16 protein-coding genes are annotated in these 20,322 nt (G+C 38.3%); 9 read left to right on the top strand and 7 right to left on the bottom strand.

Annotation, left to right across the window (positions count from 1 at the left end):
* Positions 1 to 596 precede the first annotated feature (596 nt).
* Positions 597 to 1,718 carry an MBL fold metallo-hydrolase gene (locus AC1M9M_RS09405; protein WP_481596202.1) on the top strand — a complete coding sequence of 374 codons (1,122 nt, stop codon included), beginning with the start codon at positions 597 to 599 and terminating at the stop codon, positions 1,716 to 1,718.
* Between the two features lie 45 nt (positions 1,719 to 1,763).
* Here AC1M9M_RS09405 and AC1M9M_RS09410 read toward each other — a convergent pair whose 3' ends face one another.
* Together AC1M9M_RS09410 and AC1M9M_RS09415 are read right to left on the bottom strand one after the other, a co-directional pair.
* The gene (locus AC1M9M_RS09410; protein ID WP_035264193.1) at positions 1,764 to 3,284 is read right to left on the bottom strand and encodes a catalase; all 1,521 of its coding nucleotides are present in this window, start codon (positions 3,282 to 3,284) and stop codon (positions 1,764 to 1,766) included.
* A gap of 426 nt (positions 3,285 to 3,710) precedes the next feature.
* Positions 3,711 to 5,948 (bottom strand): fatty acid desaturase, encoded by a 2,238-nt coding sequence (locus AC1M9M_RS09415; RefSeq protein WP_481596203.1) that lies wholly within the window; start codon positions 5,946 to 5,948, stop codon positions 3,711 to 3,713.
* Positions 5,949 to 6,059: 111 nt separating this feature from the next.
* Here AC1M9M_RS09415 and AC1M9M_RS09420 point away from each other — a divergent pair, with 111 nt between their 5' ends.
* The 6 genes from AC1M9M_RS09420 to AC1M9M_RS09445 all read left to right on the top strand — a co-directional run bounded on the left by AC1M9M_RS09420 (position 6,060) and on the right by AC1M9M_RS09445 (position 14,451).
* Positions 6,060 to 7,076 (top strand): AraC family transcriptional regulator, encoded by a 1,017-nt coding sequence (locus tag AC1M9M_RS09420; RefSeq protein ID WP_481596204.1) that lies wholly within the window; start codon positions 6,060 to 6,062, stop codon positions 7,074 to 7,076.
* Between the two features lie 151 nt (positions 7,077 to 7,227).
* Complete coding sequence (locus tag AC1M9M_RS09425; RefSeq protein ID WP_481596205.1) at positions 7,228 to 8,877, top strand: acyl-CoA dehydrogenase family protein; 1,650 nt, start codon at positions 7,228 to 7,230, stop codon at positions 8,875 to 8,877.
* A gap of 207 nt (positions 8,878 to 9,084) precedes the next feature.
* Positions 9,085 to 10,254 carry an efflux RND transporter periplasmic adaptor subunit gene (locus tag AC1M9M_RS09430; RefSeq protein ID WP_481596206.1) on the top strand — a complete coding sequence of 390 codons (1,170 nt, stop codon included), beginning with the start codon at positions 9,085 to 9,087 and terminating at the stop codon, positions 10,252 to 10,254.
* Positions 10,254 to 12,167: an ABC transporter permease gene (locus tag AC1M9M_RS09435; protein WP_481596207.1), complete on the top strand. Its 1,914-nt coding sequence runs from the start codon at positions 10,254 to 10,256 to the stop codon at positions 12,165 to 12,167. The genes AC1M9M_RS09430 and AC1M9M_RS09435 overlap by 1 nt, the downstream gene beginning before the upstream one ends.
* Before the next feature lie 321 nt (positions 12,168 to 12,488).
* The gene (locus AC1M9M_RS09440) at positions 12,489 to 14,048 is read left to right on the top strand and encodes a MoaF-related domain-containing protein (protein WP_481596208.1); all 1,560 of its coding nucleotides are present in this window, start codon (positions 12,489 to 12,491) and stop codon (positions 14,046 to 14,048) included.
* 217 nt (positions 14,049 to 14,265) lie between these two features.
* Positions 14,266 to 14,451 carry a DUF7230 family protein gene (locus AC1M9M_RS09445; protein ID WP_481596209.1) on the top strand — a complete coding sequence of 62 codons (186 nt, stop codon included), beginning with the start codon at positions 14,266 to 14,268 and terminating at the stop codon, positions 14,449 to 14,451.
* 3 nt (positions 14,452 to 14,454) lie between these two features.
* Here AC1M9M_RS09445 and AC1M9M_RS09450 read toward each other — a convergent pair whose 3' ends face one another.
* The 3 genes from AC1M9M_RS09450 to AC1M9M_RS09460 form a co-directional block, all read right to left on the bottom strand.
* Complete coding sequence (locus tag AC1M9M_RS09450; protein WP_481596210.1) at positions 14,455 to 14,646, bottom strand: hypothetical protein; 192 nt, start codon at positions 14,644 to 14,646, stop codon at positions 14,455 to 14,457.
* A gap of 67 nt (positions 14,647 to 14,713) precedes the next feature.
* Positions 14,714 to 17,008 (bottom strand): phosphoenolpyruvate--protein phosphotransferase, encoded by a 2,295-nt coding sequence (gene ptsP / locus AC1M9M_RS09455; protein ID WP_481587333.1) that lies wholly within the window; start codon positions 17,006 to 17,008, stop codon positions 14,714 to 14,716.
* Positions 17,009 to 17,106: 98 nt separating this feature from the next.
* A complete protein-coding gene (locus AC1M9M_RS09460) occupies positions 17,107 to 17,577 on the bottom strand; it encodes an RNA pyrophosphohydrolase (RefSeq protein ID WP_035264177.1) in 471 nt (156 codons plus the stop codon).
* 183 nt (positions 17,578 to 17,760) lie between these two features.
* Between AC1M9M_RS09460 and AC1M9M_RS09465 the strand changes: the two genes are divergently transcribed.
* Together AC1M9M_RS09465 and AC1M9M_RS09470 are read left to right on the top strand one after the other, a co-directional pair.
* Entirely contained in the window at positions 17,761 to 18,411 is a 651-nt protein-coding gene (locus tag AC1M9M_RS09465) for an HAD family hydrolase (RefSeq protein ID WP_481596211.1), read from the top strand.
* A 185-nt stretch (positions 18,412 to 18,596) separates the two neighbouring features.
* The gene (locus AC1M9M_RS09470) at positions 18,597 to 18,848 is read left to right on the top strand and encodes a DUF2789 family protein (RefSeq protein ID WP_035264173.1); all 252 of its coding nucleotides are present in this window, start codon (positions 18,597 to 18,599) and stop codon (positions 18,846 to 18,848) included.
* A 70-nt stretch (positions 18,849 to 18,918) separates the two neighbouring features.
* Here AC1M9M_RS09470 and AC1M9M_RS09475 read toward each other — a convergent pair whose 3' ends face one another.
* Both AC1M9M_RS09475 and AC1M9M_RS09480 read right to left on the bottom strand, forming a co-directional pair.
* Positions 18,919 to 19,776, bottom strand: coding sequence for a LysR family transcriptional regulator (locus AC1M9M_RS09475; RefSeq protein ID WP_035264171.1), 858 nt, complete (start codon positions 19,774 to 19,776; stop codon positions 18,919 to 18,921).
* 131 nt (positions 19,777 to 19,907) lie between these two features.
* Positions 19,908 to 20,144, bottom strand: coding sequence for a DUF2061 domain-containing protein (locus tag AC1M9M_RS09480; protein ID WP_035264169.1), 237 nt, complete (start codon positions 20,142 to 20,144; stop codon positions 19,908 to 19,910).
* Positions 20,145 to 20,322 lie beyond the last annotated feature (178 nt).

Below are 20,322 nucleotides of genomic sequence, written 5' to 3' on the forward strand. Positions count from 1 at the left end.
TTGGTATTTAGTTAGTGAATGAAGCATTTTTTTGTATTTTAAAATTTACATGCATTTAATTTCTTACTTAGATAGAAATTTTAGATTTCAAGATCGAACTCTCATCGTGAATGAGTGACTGATTTGTATAGGTTTAGAAAAGATTGTATCTATTAAAGTTGAAACCAATTGTTTCGGCTTTAAGTCTATGAAAAATAATAATGTAGAGAAAAGTACGTTGAAGCTTTGGGAGATCAGTTGTTCAGCGTTAAGTCACATCCTAAACAAAATTTAACTTCCTCTATTTAAGATTTCTGTGGGTGATTAAAAAAACATCAAAAATCAGAAAAAAACAACAAAATCATAAACAAAAAGAAAGTCTGAGTTGTATATGATGAATAATAGAGGGATGATTGGTGTTCTATTTCACAATTTATTGATGAAATTATAACCACTTCATGGGAATTGAGATTGATGTTGTCTTAAATGAAACACGAACAGTGTATCTTTTAAAAACATAATTTAAAAATGCGAATAGATGATGAACATAATCTATTTATATAACTGAATAATCAACTATTTCAAAATCGCTTCGGTTTAAGGTGCTTACATTTATTATGTCTAATTTGACTGATATTCCAACGACGACTTCGAGTAATCCAGAGTCTACACTTGTTGTTGGACGGAAGCCGCAAGATTCTAATCTGCACTATCAACTAAAGACTGAAGATTGTATTCGGCATGTGTGGTTTAAACCAAAACTTAAATTGGTTTCACTGGATCACCATAATGGGCAAAGATTCGTTAATCAGGAACCACGTCCTGCACAGCTCAACCAATGGAATTTATATAAATGGTTGATGGCTCGTAAAAGCTTTACCTGGCAAGGTGATTTCGCGAAAGAGCAACAGGACTTTATTCAAACCAAACGTGCTAAGCCTGAGGCTCGTCCGCATGCAGATTTAGAAGATTGGCAAGTATGGTTTGTTGGTCATGCTACGGTTTTAATTCAAATTGGTCCATATAACTTCTTAACCGACCCTGTATGGGCGGATTATGTAAGCCCAAAGCACGGGAGTGGACCGAAACGTGTTATCCCAGCAGGGATTGCACTTGAAGATTTACCACAGATTCACGCAGTATTACTCAGTCATAATCACTATGATCATATGGATTTAGCGAGTTTGAATTGGCTACATCAAAAATTTGCTATGCCGATCTATACAGGTCTAGGAAATGCAGCCTATTTGCCGAAAGCATTTCATGTGATTGAGATGGATTGGTGGCAGTCTGCCTTATTCAAAGATTTTAAAATTGTCTACACGCCTGCCCAACATGGTTCTGGTCGAGGGCTTCGTGATCAAAACCTTGCATTATGGGGTGGTTTTTCAATTTTATCTGAGCATAGTCATTGTTACTTTGCTGGTGATACAGGCTATGCACAACATTTTAAAGAGATTCACCAGCGCTTAGGTGCACCAAGGATTGCTTTACTGCCAATCGGTGCATATGAACCAAGAGTATTGATGCAATATCTACATATGAATCCTGCTGATGCATTCCAAGCACATAAAGATTTACACGCAAAACGTTCACTAGCGATTCACTATCGTACTTTTCAGTTAACAGATGAAGATCGGAATCAACCTGAGTTGGATCTGCACCAAGCGATGAAAAATGCATCTAAATTTATCAGTCCGTTTTATTGTATTCGGGAAGGTAAAAAACTAATTGTTTGAATAAAAAAACCGCTGATAACAGCGGTTTTTTTATGGAGATATTAATTAAAGTAAGCCAGGATTTCCTTGTGCTGGGTCAGTTGCACGTGCAGCCTGTGCATCAGCTACGGTCATGCCTAATGCTTTTGCAACACCCTCGCCATATGCTGGGTCACAAGCATAGCAGTTACGAATATGACGATACTTAATGAAATCTAATGCATCGCCCATTGCTGCGGCTGTATTGTCAAATAAAGCCTGTTTTTGCTGATCATTCATGAGATTGAATAATGCGCGTGGTTGACTGAAATAGTCATTGTCATCTTCGCGGTAATCCCAAAAATCTGCCGCACCAGAAATTTTTAATGGTGGCTCTTTATATTGTGGCTGTTCCTGCCATTGGCTGAAACTATTTGGTTCATAGTGTGGCAAAGCACCATAGTTACCATCAGTACGACCTTGACCATCGCGACGGTTTGAGTGAACAGGGCAACGTGGTGCATTCACTGGAATTTGATAATGGTTAACACCAACACGGTAGCGTGCAGCATCTGCATAGTTGAACAGACGTGCTTGAAGCATACGGTCAGGTGAGAAGCTGATGCCTGGCACTAAGTTACTTGGGGCAAAGGCAGCTTGTTCTACGTCTTGGAAGTAGTTTTCAGGGTTACGATTAAGTTCGAATTCACCGACTTCGATCAAAGGATAGTCCCCTTTAGGCCATACTTTGGTTAAGTCAAATGGGTGATATGGAACTTTCTCTGCATCTAGCTCAGGCATGATTTGGACGTACATTTTCCATTTCGGGAAATCACCACGTTCAATCGCATCAAATAAGTCAGTTTGAGAGCTTTCGCGATCTTTCGCAATAATCGCTTCAGCTTCTGCATCAGTTAAATTCTTAATGCCTTGTTGCGTGCGCATATGGAATTTAACCCAGAAGCGTTCGTTGTTGGCATTGATAAAACTGAAGGTATGGCTACCAAAACCATGCATGTGACGGTAACCATCTGGGATACCTCGGTCTGACATGACAATCGTCACTTGATGTAATGCTTCTGGAAGTAAAGTCCAGAAATCCCAGTTGTTGGTTGCACTACGTTTGTTGGTTTTAGGATCGCGTTTAACTGCTTTGTTTAAGTCAGGGAACTTACGCGCATCACGTAAGAAGAAAACTGGAGTGTTATTACCTACTAAATCCCAGTTACCTTCTTCAGTGTAAAATTTCATTGCGAAACCGCGGATATCACGTTCAGCATCTGCTGCACCACGTTCGCCAGCAACTGTAGAGAAGCGCACAAAAATATCGGTTTTTTTACCGATTTCAGAGAATAATTTAGCGCGAGTATATTGCGTAATATCATGGGTAACAGTGAAGGTACCAAATGCCCCAGAACCTTTCGCGTGCATACGACGCTCAGGAATCACTTCACGAACGAAGTTACCTAGTTTTTCATTCAGCCATAAATCTTGTGCAAGTAAAGGACCACGTGCACCTGCTGTCATACTGTTTTGGTTGTCTACTACAGGAGCACCAGCATCAGTTGTTAAGTGGGTGACAGGACATTTTTTTGAGTCATCGCTCATATTCATTCTCCATTTATAATATATGTCTTTCTTGATGGTTGGCTGAGCATTCACTTTTATAAGATCTAGCGCTTCCAATACCAGAGACATGAACCGTTTTGTTCGATCATTCTAAAGCAACATTGTGACAAGAATGTGTGTTTTATTGAGTTTACAAATTCATCATAAATCATGATGCGTTCAATTGGAGAGTTTAATTTGTAAATAAAATTCCAATTACCCTCATATAAATTAAGGGTTTATTTGAATATTCACCAATAGAATATTTGGTTCAGGTTAAAAGGATTTAACGATGATTTACAGTAAGGTTTTGGTTGTGCAATTCTTGGATATGAATCATAAGTTTGGTTGTTTAAGTGTTTGAATCTTACTGTCATGAAGCATTGCATGATTACTTCATGACGGCGATTAACTTAAGAATCTTTGTTAAACATCAAGCACAATGATTGGTGAGCGAGCTACAGTGTTGCATAGGGTAATGCGATGTTGAATAGTGGATGAGTCAACTTCTAACTGAGTTTGACCTTCCAATTTAGTGCATACACAGGCTTTGCATAAACCTTGTTGACAACCGCTTGGCAGTTTCAGTCCAGCTTGACGCGCGGCTTCAAGTAAAGTGACATTCCCTTCAATGTCGATACTTGAATTACTCTTTTTGAAAATCACTCGACGTGTAACCCCATCAGGCTCAAAACTGAGAGGAGCAGGTTTAAAATTTTCTGTGTGAAATGCTGCTGCTTTAACGCCTGCTTGAATAAGTTGTTGGCGAGCAGAATCGATTAATGCTTGAGGGGCGCAGGCATATACGTGTTGGCATTTAAAATCTCGAATATAAGCTTGGAAAATTTCAAGACTAAAACGTCCTTGTCGTAAATCAGATGCCGACTCGTTCTGAACTTTGGAGCAGATGAAGTGAACATTCAAATTTGAATACTTCGCGATTTGACGAATCTCATTTTCAAACAAAATAGAATTTTCATCATGGTTAAAGTAAAACAAATGAGCTTCAGCTTTACTTTCGATACGCTGATATTTTCTTAACATACTTAAAATTGGTGTAATACCGACTCCTGCTGCGATAAAGATTAACTTCGGCGGAAGGGTGTCTAAAACAAAATCAGGTGTAGATTGTGGTGGACTTACAATCGTCACCTTTGTATTTACAGGAACATGATCATGAATATAGTGAGAAACGATGCCCGCAGGTGTACGTTTCACTGCTATTTCAAAATAGCCATCTGCGCTTTGGCTTTCATGCAATAAGCTGTATTGACGAATATAAGTTTGCCCATTTATTTCAAAGCTTAATGAAATAAATGCACCTGCCTGCCATTTTAAATGTTCCCAGCCTTGAGGCTTGCTCATTTTGAGTGTTTTGACTTGACCATTAAGCTGTATTTCGACTTGTATAACTTTTGCCGACGCATTATAGAACTGTGGCTTGTGTAAATATGTCATGGTTGAGGGTGGCTGATATTGAATTCCTCGTTTGATACGTTTTAGAAATTCTTTTGGTCGAATGAGTAATTTGAAAGGGTTATTTTTTTCTTGATTACCAAAAGGTAGAGTTCTTTTAATGAGGCTGAGCGGTATCGCTGGAATCAGCTTTTCCATGGGTGAATTGTGATAAGGCAAATGATATTTTTCACAAATACTACGTACTACAGCTTTGATTTGTCTTTGACGATTACATGCTAAATCTGGAAATAAATGATGCTCAAGATGTGTATCTAATCCGCCATAAAAGATTTCAAATGGAGGTGGATTTGGATACGGGACCTCATCATCAAGGATTTTTTTGAGAAACTGATCCAGCGGTGCATATGGGATAAAATTGGTGGTACTTTTAATCTGTCGTATGAAATATTCTTCTTGCGTCTCATCAGGTCCAGGATCTGAATAAAGCTCCAAATTTTCAGCGTGATGTTCTAAGAAGAGGATATGAAGTAAAAAACCATAGCCTATCGTTGTTGTAAGATAATTTCCGATAAAAACAGGTAATTTTTTTGACCATTTTGCAGCGACAGGTGCTTCAATAAACTGTTTTTGAGCATGAGCTTTTATGAGACGAAGTGATTGAGTAAAGGTTTCTTTGGAAAGGATCTTTCGACCTTCTGTACGTGCTGCTGATGTGGCTGTATAGAGTGTGAAATAGTAGGATGGAGTGATCATCAGCGCACTGTAAATCAGCAATTGAACACTGTGATGCCCGTACCAGCTTTGACCTGCCAAGCTTCTTAAAAAGGAATACCCTAAATCATGATCTTTGCCAACGATGTTGGTAAATGGATGATGATTTTGATGATGCATGACGCGCCATTCACGAGGATCAGTCACAAAGTCCCATACCCAGCGTTCTGAATGAAACTCGGTTGCTTGGGGGAGGTGATCATAACTTCCGTGCATGATGTTATGACCGAGCTCTGAAAATTCGAGTAGGGTGTGTAAACAACCCAGAATAATGCCCCGTCCCCAAGATTCTAAACTTATACATTCACGAATAAGTTGCTCACTGCGTAATTTTATAGCCTTTGAATATGCAGCAACATTTCGAATATGATCAATATCTTGGTCGTTCATCTCGGCTTTGGTTTTTTGATATAACGCCGTGAGTTCATTGACCAGGCTTTGCTGTTCCTCAACAAGATTGGCATACATGTTCATAAAAAATTCCATTTTCTTTTATTTATGAATATAAGAGATTGAATTCACTTGTAGAATGATAATTAAACAGTTAAATTTGACATTAGATGACAAATAAAAACGCGAATAATGATGCTTAATTCATGGAAGTTTTTAAGGGAAGCGAATACAGCTCGGGTACTATGTCATGTTGCAGAAAGCTACGGTATTACTTTTGAGCAATGCCTAGAAAATACACAACTGACGAAACAGGATCTTTATCAAGAAAATTTTGAAATCCAAGAGCGAAATGAATTACAGATCATCAGAAATATTCTGAATCTAATCTCTGATGAACATCCCATTGCGCTGGAAGCTGGGCTTCGACATCACACCACCACATTAGGGGCTTGGGGATTTGCAATTTTAAGTAGTGCCAATGTCAGAGAAGCGTTGTTGATTGCGATACGTTATCTGAAATTAGGCGCAATTTTTTCTGATGTGGCCTTGCAAGAAGATGGTGAATTTACTCATTTGAATTTATTCCATCATGATCTAAGTGTTGATATGCAATTATTTATTTTAGAAAGAGATATTGCCACGATCATCACACTTCAAAATGACATTCTTGGTGCTCAATTACCCTTTCAGATAGATTTAGCGATGACCAAGCCTTGCTATGCAAATCAGATAGAAGAATTAACTGGTTATCCTATTTTTTATGAGAAACCACAAAGTCGAATCACGATTCAATCTGAATTGTTGCTTACCCCATTGCGTCAAGCTGATGACTTCACTTTTATGCGTTACCAAAAAGAGTGTGAGCATGTATTTCGACGCCGAAAAAGCTTAGGGGACTATAGTAAAAAAATACGCGAGTTTTTATTAAAGAATGCATCACAAATGCCGACGATTGAAGATATATCCAAAGCTTTAGCTGTCAATGTTCGTACCATTCAGCGCAATTTAGCCAATGAAGGGATTACGTTTCACCAATTAGTTAAAAATTTACGTGAGGATTTGGCAGATGATTTATTGCTGGGTACTGATCTCACAATAGATCAAATTTCTGAACGGTTGGGTTATGCAGAAGTATCTGTTTTTTCTAGAGCATTCAAGCGCTGTAAGGGTATGCCACCAGCAAAATATAGAAAGATGATGCAACAATAGCAGAACACAATACTGAGATCATATTAAGACGTTAATAAAAATTTAATGACAATTTAGGTCATCATTTGCACTAGATAATCTACTTTCAAAAGCTATACTCGATAATATAAATAATGAAGTTATAGATAAAAATTCCAAAGAGGGTGCGTTTATGTCGGCATGGATGACACATCAAATACATAATCAATTTGATGAGCTTCAAGATTACAATCTATATACAACAGATCCAATCTTACAAGAAATATTACAGCGTTATGGCAGTAGAAACTCAGTCCATTTAAGTGAGTTTGGCGCAGTCGTAGGTTGTGAAAGCTTTTATCACCATGCTGATCTTTCCAATAAACATCCTCCTATTTTACATAGTTTTGATGCTCGAGGTAGGCGGGCAGATTTTGTTGAATTTCATCCTTCATGGCACAAATGGATGGCGTTAAATCGTAAATATGCGGTTCATGCACATCCTTTTCTAAATTTCACTCAAGAATCTGGTTGGGTGGATTGGGCAGCAAAATTCTTCCTCAGTGGTCAAGTGGAGTGTGGAAACTTATGTCCAAATTCAATGACCTTGGGCAGCATTCCATTGATTCAAAAAGAACCTGAGCTGTGGAAAAAGCTAGGAGATAAACTTTTATCCACTGAATATGATGAACGTGATTTACCAATTGCTCAGAAAAAATCGATTTGGATTGGAATGGGCATGACTGAAAAGCAGGGTGGTTCTGATGTGCGTGCTAATGAAACGACAGCTGTTCCAGTTGGGCAGTCTGGAAGAGGACAAGCTTATTTACTAACTGGGCATAAATGGTTTTTTTCAGCACCTATGTGCGATGCACATTTGGTTGTTGCTAAAACTGAGCATGATGGATTGGCGTGTTTCTTTGTTCCGCGTTGGTTAGAAGATGGCACAAAAAATGCGATTCATATTCAACGACTCAAAGAGAAGGTTGGAAATCGCAGCAACTCCAGCTCTGAGGTCGAATTTAAAGAAGCTTGGGGCATTATGATGGGGGAGGCTGGACGCGGCATTCCAACGATTATTGAAATGGCGAATTATACCCGATTAACGTGTGCGGTAGGTTCAAGTGGCATTATGCGTCAGGCCCTAGTACAAAGCATTGCCTATACTCGTCAACGTCAAGCATTTGGTAAGAGACTCATTGAGCAGCCATTAATGCGGTCTGTGCTCACAGATCTTGCTTTAGAAACTGAAGCGGCAGTGCAGTTGAGTTTCCATTTGGCTCATTGTTATGAACATGACAGCGAACTTTGTTTGGCATGGAAACGTATCATGACACCAGCAGCAAAATTTTGGATCTGTAAAAGAGCAGTAGAGATGACTGGTGAAATGATGGAAGTTTTCGGTGGCAATGGCTACGTTGAACATGGCATCATGGCTCGTCTCTTTAAAGAAGCACCTGTGAACACTATTTGGGAAGGGTCAGGTAATGTCATGTGTCTCGATGTGCTTCGTGCTATTTCACGTGATCCTGAATCAATCGAGCATTTATTTAAAGATTTAGCATCTACTGCAAGTCACGACAAAATACTTAATGAAGAGTTGCAGGGACTGTTTAGATTATTTCATCAGGAACCTGATGATTTACAATTTATGGGGAGAAGCTTAGTCAGTCGTTTGGTTGTGCTCTCTCAAGCAGTATTGCTGAAACGTTATGCACCAGATTTTATTGCCAATGCTTTTATTGCGACGCGGTATCAAAAATTTCATGGTCAAGTGGTGGGAATGCTTGATCCTAAACAAGTAGATGTGACCTCAATTTTAAATCGAGCATTTGCCGCTTAATTATTGTCCAAAACCCTTTTCTGATAGACAGCCAACACATAGATGCGGTTGGCTGTTATCGATACATAAAAATAAATAAGTACGACAGTGTGAAAAAATAGAATTCACTAGAATCGTGTCATTAAAAATTTTTAAATTTTGATCATATTAAAGTGAATAAAACATGTTGATCAAAAGTTATCTCCTCAATAAAGATTATTCGTCATTATGCACATGCAAAAAAAATCAAAAAAATTAAAGTATTTTTTGGTCTTAGTGGTATTGGTTGCTTTAGCTCTTTTTGTTTATTTCTATATTCAGTCACAAAAAAAGCAGCCAGAACCGCAGACAGTTGAAGTCACTCAAGGTGATCTAACGCAGATTGTTAAAGCCACAGGTGAAATTTATGCATCTGATATTGTCTCCGTGGGTGCACAAGTCTCAGGTCAAATTCAAAAGCTGTATATCAAGTTAGGACAGGATGTAAAAAAAGGCGAATTAATCGCTGAAATTGACTCGACAACACAGTTGGACAAGCTCAATACCAGTAAAGCCGAACTTGAAGCTGCGAAGGCAGACTTGGCAGCGAAACGTGTCACTTTACAAACTTTAAAACAAAACTATCAGCGTAAATTAACCTTATACAAAGCTGAAGCAGGCTCTCGTGAAGAGCTCGAACAGGCGAATAATCAGCTTAAACAAGCGATTGCAGATGTTGAGTCAAATGAATATCGGCTCAAACAATTACAGATTAATGTGAATACAGCACAAACTGAATTGGGCTACACACAGATTCGCTCTCCATTGACGGGTACCGTGGTTTCCATGCCTGTTGAAGCTGGTCAAACCATTAACTTTGCACAAACGACACCTTTGATCGCGACGATCGCCAACTTGAATAAGATGGAAATCCGAATGCAGGTCGCAGAAGGTGACTACACTAAATTAAAAGAAAACATGCCAGTTAAATTTAGCACCTTGGCAGACCCCAATGTGAAATTAGATGGTGTGATTCAAAGTATTGATCCTGCTTTAACGACCCTGACCAAAGGAACTTACGACGATAAAAATGAAAATGCGAATGCAGCAGTGTTCTACTATGCAAGAATGTTGGTGGACAACCCTGAGCGTAAACTCAGTATCGGTATGACAACCCAAAATGACATTATTGTAAATCAAAAAAAGAATGTGCTGAAAATTCCGAAAACAACGGTGATTGGATATGGATCAGATGCCATTGTTTACCTCTATCAACCTGATACAAAACCTCAACCAAGAAAAGTCGTGACTGGAATTTCTGACTCAAATGATATTGAAATCAAGTCTGGTTTAAAGTTGGGTGAAAAAATTTTGGCAGAGGCACCTGACGATAGTGCGAATACATCAGGCGATACTTAATGAGTTTGATTGAACTAAAAAAAATAAATAAATTTGTAGGTCCAGAAAATAATCAACAACACATCCTAAAAGATGTCAGTCTCAGTATTGAACAGGGTGAGTTTATTTCGATTATTGGGCAATCAGGTTCAGGTAAGTCTACTTTAATGAATTTACTTGGATGTTTGGATCAAGCCTCTTCAGGACAGTTTCTGTTTCGTGGACAAGATATTTCCTTATTGAATAATGATGAGCTTTCATCGTTACGTTTAAAAAGTTTTGGGTTTGTGTTCCAACGCTATAATTTATTGAATGCTTTATCTGCTTTAGAGAATGTCGCCTTGCCCGCGATTTATTCAAATTTGAATGCAGAAAACCGTGCGGATCGAGCACTGCAACTTTTAGCTCAGCTCGGTTTAGCTGATAAGAGTGACAATAAACCCAATGAAATGTCGGGTGGACAGCAGCAACGAGTCAGTATTGCCCGCGCGCTTATGAATGGTGGTGAGGTTATTTTAGCCGATGAACCCACAGGCGCTTTGGATTCTGAAAGTGGTGAAATGGTCTTGCAAATTTTGGAAGATCTACACCGTCAAGGGCATACGATTATTTTAGTTACTCATGATAAAAGTATTGCAGAACGTGCAGATCGTGTCATTGAAATTAAAGATGGACGCATTCTTTCGGATACGCAGCGTAAATCTTTAGGGCAAGTTTCTCCATCAAAAGTTTTTCATGCGGACATGAAATTCAGCTTTGTTTCCCAAGTGTATGAAGCGATGAAAATGTCTTTGCACTCAATTTTCGCCAATCGTTTAAGGTCATTTTTGACCATGCTAGGGATTATTATTGGCATTTGCTCAGTCACCATTGTCATTGCGATTGGTAATGGAGCAAAAGAAAAATTTTTGAATGATTGGGGGGGATTGAAAACAGCAACACTTGAGATTTATCCAGGTGGAACAGCTTTAGCTGCATCTGCCAGCCGTTTAAATATGGATGATTTAAATGCACTCAATGAGATGAAAGAAATTATCCATGTTTCTCCACATGTCAGTTTAAGTGGGAACATGATTTATCAAAATCGTAATATTGATGTGAGTGCAACAGGTGCAGATGGTTTTTATTTAAAAATTAGAAACATGAAAGTTCAATATGGTCGCTTTTTTACACAGAGCGATGTTGAACAGCGTTCCCAAATCGTAGTGATTGATAAGCAAGCTGCTGAAAAATTATTTGGACAGCAAAAATTAGCTTTAGGTAAAACAGTCTTATTTAATAAGCGTTCTTATGAAGTTGTTGGAATCGCTGAACCTCAATATAGCTCAGGTTCTTCACAAATTTGGATGCCTTATAATGTATTGATGTCACAAATTTCAAGTAGTGATAATGTCAATCTGCTGACTGCAGTACTTCATCAAAATACTGACTCAGTAAAAGCTGAAAAGAAAGTAAGGCAGCTATTGATTGCTCGTCATGGTGTGGAGGATTTTGATATATATAACAGCGATGAGTCTATGAAGTCCTTTGAAAAATATTTAGGAACGATGACCTTCTTTATTTCTGCAGTAGCCTTCATTTCATTGGTCGTAGGTGGCGTTGGTGTGATGAATATCATGCTCGTTTCTGTGACCGAGCGAATTAAGGAGATTGGCTTACGAATAGCAGTTGGTGCTCGCCAAAGCGATGTGCAGGCTCAGTTTTTGATTGAATCTGCAGTTTTATGTTTAATTGGTGGCGTAATTGGTGTTGCGATCGCCTTGATCGCCAGTTTTATTTTTAATGCGATTAGCTCAGATTATAAGATGGTATTTTCATGGTCAGTTGCTATTATCGCACTGCTATTTTCAACGCTGGTTGGTTTGATCTTTGGTTATATGCCCGCTAAACGTGCTGCAAACTTAAAACCAATTGAAGCCTTAGCCCATGAATAAGAAAAAATTAGAGATGGCTGTTCAGTGAGTATTGTCTGTATTAACAGGTATTCAAAGTTCAAGATACTAAAGTTAACATTTTTTATCGTGGAATTTATTGTTGCAAATCAGTCTAATATTTTAACTGTAAATTCGATTTTTTTACTTACTAAACCGTAAGTACTTCTCATCCTTCTTCTACCTCAATAAGCTTTTAATTCGTCTTGTTGCACTGCCACATCCGCAGTATGACGAGGGGAAATATGGCACTTTTGCTTTAAAGCTTATTTAAAAAATAAAGATCAATAAGAACCATAGATAAATTTATCTTATGAGGCTGATATGAAAAATCTCCTAACCACTAGTTTATTTGTGACCACCATTGCTTTAAGTGGCTGTAATGATTCTGATGATAAAAGTCCAAAAGATTCATCAAATCCATCTCCACTCACTTTGCAGACTTATACTCCTGGCGAGGATGCTGTTTTTGCCGTTGCATCAACTTTAATTTCAGGAAAAAAAGATGCTATTTTGGTCGATGCTCAATTTCAGAATCAATACGCTAAAGACGTAGTCAATCTGATTAAGAAATCAGGTAAAAATTTAAAATATATTTATATTTCCCATAGTGACCCTGACTATTATTTTGGAACCAATGAAATTTTAAAAGCATTTCCAAATGCTAAGGTTGTTTCAACCGCGCAGACAGCTTATTTGATACAAGCCTCTAAAGAAGATAAGTTATCAATTTGGCAGCCACAATTAGCAAAAGGCGATGCCCCTGAAAAGATTATTATTCCTGAAGCCTTAAATTCAGGATATATGGAATTAGATGGGCAAAAGATTCAAGTCCAACTTGATCCAGAAGATTCCGCACATAGTTTCTTATGGATTCCAAGTTTAAAAACGGCATTGGGTGGTATTTCGGTCGCTTATGGTGAGCATTTGTGGATGGCCGATACCAATGGTGTGCAAGGGATCGATCTTTGGAAGAAGCAAATTGATAAAATACTGAGTTTAAATCCTGAAAAAGTGATCCCAGGTCATTATGTAAAAAGTGACTTTTCACCTAAGCCATTGGATTGGATTAAAGGGTATTTAACGAACTTTAAAACAGCAGTTACTGAAAATCAAAGCTCGGAAGGGATTTTTGGATATATGAAAGCAAAGTATCCAGATCTTGAGTCGAGTGAAGAAGTGCTAAAAATGTCTGCACAAGTATTTGCCAAAGAAACCGATTGGAAAGTTGCATCTCCTTATCCGCCAATAGGACAAAAAATTCAAGTCAATTTTACGAGTTTGAAATTTGATCTTGATGTCAAAGACCATCAAAACCTAACTTTTACAGGTGCCGGTGGCGCAGTTGGGCCAGATCTTTCTGAAGCGGTAAAATACACACCTGTTGAGATTGCTAAAAATATTTTTATGGTTTATTGGCATGAGGATAAATCAGGAGATAATGTCGTTCATATTCAAGATTATAATCGAGATATCGTTTACACCAACATTGCTGGGAATGATGGAACAATTCATCTTAAAGGCAAAATACAGGGCGTCAAAGGTGTAATCAAGGACATCGGTTTACAACAAGTATTGAACAAACCATTCTTCGCTATTGGACAGACTTTGGCGTTAAACATCAATGGTCAAACGCAGCGTCTTGAATTCAAAGACCAAAGTCTTTTAAATATCACATCAGGACAAAATACATCTGCCAATATTGAATATTTAGCCACACAGGTTGGACCTGAGCAGTTTATGGTGTATTGGACAGATGATGCGACTAAAGAAAATGTTGTATTAGTCATCGATCAAAAGCAAAAGATCATTTACCAAAATATCGCAATGCCAGATGGAAAATTTAATCATCATCGAGGTACATTTAGTCTTCTACCGAAATAATGAAGATTTAGTCCTTTCTATGCTGAGTAAGAGTACCTTCGGGTGCTCGAGTTTTTGATTAATTTAACATAGAAAAATGGCAGAGCTAATCTTAAACATTGTATGCATTCGATGAATGTCATTGAAAAAACCATTATGAATTTGCTTGTATAATGTACAAAAAAGCGTAATATCGCTTTCCCATCATCTAGGGTGATTAAACTGAAGGTAATATAAAATGGCAAAGAAAAAAGCATTGCCAGAGGTTGTGATTCACAACTTTGTGGCGAAACATATGCATGAGGTCAACAAAAGCCAAGTGTTTATAGATCGTAAGAAAGATGCAAAACGTGGCTACAGCAAGCACAAAAAAGGGAGATGTTCGAATGATTATCTCCCTTTTTTTATATGCCTAAACACGTGAAGGTTAGTCTGCTCCACCACTACTTCCACCATAATCTATATCTACATATGATGATTCGCCCATTTGGTGTTCAGAATTCATCGTTGAGCCATGACCTAGCGTATGATTTGAAATAGGTTTATTGGGTGTTGAACTACTTTTTAATTTACTAACATATAAATGAAATAGAATTACCGAGATCGCTACGATCAACATGAAGATAAAAAAAGCCAATTGATCATGTTGTTACTCAGCTCTTTCTCTGCTTAAACCGAGATTCATATTAGGCATTTACAATACGATTCGATTTCACCATATCCGCTAAACCATGATGACGGAAATAATATTCCATCCAACTTTTCACAATGAGTGGATTACTCATTTTCACCACTTCATCTAAAAGCGTTTGCGCATCTACCATTGGAACATGACAAATTGCTTTACGGACTCTGAGAATATTGCTCGAACTCATTGAAAGTGTATTAAAGCCCATTGCCATCAGTAAAATTGCTGAGAGTGGATCGCCAGCCATTTCACCACAAATACTGACAGGTTTGTCATATTTATGACACTCTTGAACTAAGCGTTGCAATGCTCGAAGCACTGAGGGATGGAAGTGAGAATAAACACTCGATACACGTGGGTTATTACGGTCGACTGCCAACAAATATTGGATTAAATCATTCGAACCCACTGAGAAGAAATCAACTAATTCTGCAAACTCACCAATTTGAAGTAAAACACTAGGTACTTCCACCATGATGCCAATTTTAGGACGATTAATTTTAACTTGTTCTTCTTCCTGAACCGCAGCTAAGTCACGCTCAATGATATAAAGCGCTTCTTCTACTTCACTGACGCTGGTGATCATTGGCAGCAAAATATGCAAATTATTCAAGCCGACACTGGCTTTTAACATCGCACGAATTTGTGAAGAGAAAATCTCAGGATGATCCAAGGTAAAACGAATCCCTCTCCATCCTAATGCTGAGTTTTCTTCTTCTATTTCGAAATAAGGTAAATCTTTATCTGCACCAATATCCAAAGTACGCATCACGACTGGTTTATTGGCAAAGTGACTAAGTTGTTGACGGTAAATCGCCCGTTGCTCTTCTTCACCCGGGAAACGATCACGCAACATAAATGGAATTTCTGAACGATAGAGTCCGACACCTTTGGCACCACGTTGTACACCACGCACGACATCAATCATTAAACCTGTATTCACAAATAAGCGTACTGCAACACCATCAGGAGTGATGGCATCTTTGGTTTCATACTGTTTAAGATCTTTGGCAATTTGTTCTTCTTCTTTTTGGATGTCACGATAACGTTGACGTAAACGGCGTGGTGGATTGATAAATACACGTCCTTGATAGGCATCAACAATCATTTCCACATCATCAAGTGTGGTTACTGGAAGCTCGGTGACCCCAACGACTGTCGGGATACCCAAAGCACGTGCCACAATCACCATATGTGAATTGGCAGCCCCTTCAGACGTCACAATCGCTGCAATCTTATCGACAGGTAGTTCAACCAATGCTGCCGTACTGATTTCCTCACCCACGATGATACTGTCATTACTCAGTTCTCGGTGACTTAAATCATCTTCTTGAAGTGCTGCTAAAATACGTCGCCCAAGGTCTTTTAGGTCTGCAACACGTTCTCGTAAATAATCGTCTTCCATTTGTGCAAAGATTGCCACATGACGATCTATAACGTGTTTAACTGCACCTTGAGCCCAGTGACCATCACGGATTAACTCTTTGATTTCAGCAGGCAGGGCATTCTCATCCAACATTCTCAAGAATACGCTAAATAATGCACGTTCCTCAGACATCAAAGAATCTTGCATTTTTTCATCAAGTGATTGAATTTCTTGGCGAACTGAATCAACCGCATGATCAAGTAATTCAAGCTCTTCACTAATATCTTCAGCTTCGCGGTCAGGTACTGAACCTAAATCTGCGGGTGGATAAAGAATAAGTGCACGACCTAATGCAATACCACCTGCACCTGATGATCCTTGAAATGTTTTATAGGTTGGAGAATTATTTGGCTTACGGAAAACATCAATATTTCCAACTGCATGCGCATGCGCGATAACGCCAGAAAGTTGCGCACAAAGTGTGACTAAAAACGATTCAGCAGCTTCGCTAAAGTCTTGTGGTTCAGTATTTTGAACCACGAGAACACCCATGACTTTTCGACGATACATGACAGGAACGCCAAGGAAAGAGTTATAAATCTCTTCACCCGTTTCTGGGAAATACGCGAAACGCTCATGCTTAAACGCATTCTCGATATTGACGATTTCCTCGCGTTGCCCAACGAGTCCGACCAAACCCTCACCCAGCTGCAGTGAGACATTGCCAATAGATTCAGCATTTAAGCCTTTGGAAGCCATCAGAACGTAACGTTGGTTACGTTCATCAAGTAAATAAATAGAGCACACATCTACATGCATTGCTTCAGAAATTTGGTTGACCATAATTTCTAACGAATCATGCAAACTGACAGACGCATTGATTTCTTGGACAATGCGCCGTAAAGAGTCTAATTGCATGTTCGACATGTAGCGGTGCTCCTCTTAAAGGGATGTAATTATGGTGATTATTCAAATAGTCGAAATAAAAATCAAACATTTAAATTCAATGTTTAATATAAATCATGCTATGGCAGATGCATACACAATTCCAACATGGCACGACGGTAAACATCTTTTTTGAAGTTCACCACTTGGCCTAGTGGATACCAATAGCTGACCCATTGCCATTGATCAAACTCTGGCGGATCATTTAAGTTCAACTGAATATGATTCGTTGACGCGACTAATTTCAATAAAAACCATTTTTGCTTTTGTCCGATACACACAGGATCAGAATCTGATCTGATGTAGCGAAGTGGCAAACGATAATGTAACCAACCTTCGGTCTGAGCAATTATTTGGACGTGCTCCGGCAATAACCCGACTTCTTCACGGAGTTCCCTGAAAAGTGCCTGTTCTGGAGTTTCACCAAATTGGATGCCTCCTTGAGGAAATTGCCAAGCATTGTGACCAATGCGTTTTGCCCATAAAACTTGTCCAATATCATTTGCCAAAATGATCCCGACATTCGGTCGGAAACCTTCTGAGTCGATCATTTGGCACCTAAAATTTATTAAATTCGTTGACTTTGGGTTCGGGGGCATCCACTCTCTATGCCCAACTCGAAAAGTTCAAAGTAATAATGTTTTAAAATTGCTATGATCTTAACGAATTTCTATCGACTAGCGGAGATAGATTTACATTTTTTTTCTTAAATTTCAGTTTGAACGAGTAATTTCATGAAATTGGCGTTGTTTGATTTAGATCACACCTTGTTAAATACCGACTCTGACCATTCTTGGGGTGAGTTTTTAGTCAATGAAGGCTTGGTTGATCCAGTTCGACATAGCGCCATGAATGACAAATTTTATGAAGACTACAAAGCAGGACAACTTGATCCAATTGCCTACAACGAATTTGTATTTGAATTTTTAACGCAACATGACAATGAGTATTTGACCGACTTACATCAGCTTTTTATGCAAAAAGTGATTCGACCTCAAATGCGTCCTGAAGGTTATAAAGCGATTCAACGTCATCAAGATGCTGGGCATCAATTAGTAGGGATTACCGCAACATCAGATTTTATTACTGCACCTATTTTTCGTGAATTTGGTATTACAGAAATTATTGCAACCAATGCAGAAGTGGTTGATGGTAAATATACGGGTAAAGTCATTAATATTCCGTGTTATCAAAAAGGTAAATTGGCACGATTAGATCAATGGCTCGAGGGACGAGACGTTACTGAATCATGGGCATATTCAGACTCCATTAACGATCGATTCTTATTGGAATATGCGGATCATGCGATTGCAGTCAATCCAGATGAGCGTCTTGAAGCATTGGCTAAAGAGCAGGGTTGGGATATCCAAGACTGGTCCATTTAAGACAGTTTTATTCTCAAAATTAAATCATTGCTAAAGCCATTGTATCAATGGCTTTTTTTCATTGATCAGCATTGAAATAACTTGAGATGAAATTCAGCATAAATTTACAGACGCTTTCATCGCTTGGTGATACCTTATGCGCAAACAACTAACTTAAAATTAATCAAAATCATAAGGAATACACGATGCTAAATGCAGAGCCAAGAATGACCAACTTATTTGAGCAATTAGGATTGGATTCTAGCGAGCAAGCTATTGCAGAATTTATTGAAACACATCAGTTAGAAGCTGAAACCTTTTTGACTGAAGCAAGTTTTTGGTCTGAAGGTCAACGTCAATTTTTGAAAGAAAAATTATGTTCAGATGGTTCATGGGCATTAATTATCGATCAGCTCAATGAGTCTTTACATGAAGATTCATTGAAGAAAAAAGCTTAAGTAGCTCACTTGTCTTAATAAAGTAAAAAGTCATCTTATTAGATGACTTTTTAAATATCGAGTGCCGAAATTATTTCATTAAATCAACCAGTGCCTTGGCAGCCTTAGATTGGGTGCGTCCCGGATGCCAAACCATACCCAATTGACGCTGCATTTCTAAATTAATATCCAGTCTGACCAAGTCTTGATTGACTAAAGTACTTGGCAGGACAGACCAACCTAACCCAATAGAAGCCAACATGCGAATGGATTCAAGCGGATTATTGCTCATGGACACTTTAGGTTTTAATCCATTTTTTTCAAATTCTGCAAGGGTGATCTGCGCTGTATATGTTTGAGCTGCAGGTAATAAACTTGGGTACTGCATGAGATCTTCAAGGCTTAAATTTTTCATATTTGCCAATGGATGAAAAACTGCAGCAACGAAAACCAAAGGGTCACTCCATAAAGGAACATATTTTAAACGTTCATCTAGGACAGGGGGTAAGGTTAAGAATGCCAGTTCAAGGTCACCGGCTAACACTTTTTCATGCGCTTGTTCTGAATCTACAAAATGCACATCTAATGTCACATCAGGATATTGCTGAACATAGCTTTTTAAATGTTGCGGTAAATGATGTAATCCAATGTGATGGCTGGTACCAACTTTAAGCTTTCCTTTAATCTGATTTTGGTCGTGGCTTAAGGTGTGATGAATATCACCTAGTTCATTTAACCAATTTTTAACTTTAGGAAGCAGGGAATGAGCCGCATGGGTGGCTTGTACACCTCGGCCAGCAGATTCAAATAATTTGACACCAAAATAATCTTCTAAACTATGAATACGTTTGGTGACAGCGGGCTGAGTGATAAATAGTTGATCAGCTGCCATAGAAATCGAACCCGTTTCCATGACTTTTATAAAAGCTTCAAAGGCAGCAAGATTCATAATTTAAACTCGGTTATGAAAATATTATTTAATTATAAAATAAATTTATATCTATTGCGAAGTAATTCTTCATAAACTGTTGCAAAAAAAGCCGCATAGTGCGGCTTAGATGAGGAGGATCACAGGTGAAACTATGCGACGATATTTTCTTCCTGTTGTATCGTTTTTTTCTCCCACACGCGTTCGTGAATGAAATAAGCCACGGCTTGTACAGTAGGCTCAAGTAAACTTAAAGTAATTGCCATCCAAATGCTGCCTGTGACAAGGTAGCCTACAATCATGGCTACCGTAATGTGCATAATGTAGTAGCTTAATGTTTTTTTGAACATGCGTTGATTATCTTCAACAAATTTTTGAATATGTGCCATGTGAACATCCTCAGTTGGTGGTGATCTTGGAGATGTTAAAATGATAAGCATTCTTATTTAATCTGTAAAAGCGAATATTATTTTTAAATTAATCGTTTTTATAGATGGTTTTTGTGTTTAAATTGATTCTAAAAAGTTTTTAAACTAATAAAAATGATAAATTAGATTTATGTGAATA

Source organism: Acinetobacter sp. ANC_7503, assembly GCF_056780035.1.

Excerpts from the sequence above, each read along its gene's own strand:
- AC1M9M_RS09410 (WP_035264193.1), bottom strand. The coding sequence starts at position 3,284 with ATGAGCGATGACTCAAAAAAATGTCCTGTCACCCACTTAACAACTGAT.
- AC1M9M_RS09475 (WP_035264171.1), bottom strand. The coding sequence starts at position 19,776 with ATGAATCTTGCTGCCTTTGAAGCTTTTATAAAAGTCATGGAAACGGGT.
- ptsP (WP_481587333.1), bottom strand. The coding sequence starts at position 17,008 with ATGTCGAACATGCAATTAGACTCTTTACGGCGCATTGTCCAAGAAATC.
- AC1M9M_RS09480 (WP_035264169.1), bottom strand. The coding sequence starts at position 20,144 with ATGGCACATATTCAAAAATTTGTTGAAGATAATCAACGCATGTTCAAA.
- AC1M9M_RS09415 (WP_481596203.1), bottom strand. The coding sequence starts at position 5,948 with ATGAACATGTATGCCAATCTTGTTGAGGAACAGCAAAGCCTGGTCAAT.
- AC1M9M_RS09460 (WP_035264177.1), bottom strand. The coding sequence starts at position 17,577 with ATGATCGACTCAGAAGGTTTCCGACCGAATGTCGGGATCATTTTGGCA.
- AC1M9M_RS09425 (WP_481596205.1), top strand. The coding sequence starts at position 7,228 with ATGTCGGCATGGATGACACATCAAATACATAATCAATTTGATGAGCTT.
- AC1M9M_RS09450 (WP_481596210.1), bottom strand. The coding sequence starts at position 14,646 with ATGTTGATCGTAGCGATCTCGGTAATTCTATTTCATTTATATGTTAGT.
- AC1M9M_RS09470 (WP_035264173.1), top strand. The coding sequence starts at position 18,597 with ATGCTAAATGCAGAGCCAAGAATGACCAACTTATTTGAGCAATTAGGA.
- AC1M9M_RS09430 (WP_481596206.1), top strand. The coding sequence starts at position 9,085 with ATGCACATGCAAAAAAAATCAAAAAAATTAAAGTATTTTTTGGTCTTA.
- AC1M9M_RS09445 (WP_481596209.1), top strand. The coding sequence starts at position 14,266 with ATGGCAAAGAAAAAAGCATTGCCAGAGGTTGTGATTCACAACTTTGTG.
- AC1M9M_RS09420 (WP_481596204.1), top strand. The coding sequence starts at position 6,060 with ATGCTTAATTCATGGAAGTTTTTAAGGGAAGCGAATACAGCTCGGGTA.
- AC1M9M_RS09405 (WP_481596202.1), top strand. The coding sequence starts at position 597 with ATGTCTAATTTGACTGATATTCCAACGACGACTTCGAGTAATCCAGAG.
- AC1M9M_RS09465 (WP_481596211.1), top strand. The coding sequence starts at position 17,761 with ATGAAATTGGCGTTGTTTGATTTAGATCACACCTTGTTAAATACCGAC.
- AC1M9M_RS09435 (WP_481596207.1), top strand. The coding sequence starts at position 10,254 with ATGAGTTTGATTGAACTAAAAAAAATAAATAAATTTGTAGGTCCAGAA.
- AC1M9M_RS09440 (WP_481596208.1), top strand. The coding sequence starts at position 12,489 with ATGAAAAATCTCCTAACCACTAGTTTATTTGTGACCACCATTGCTTTA.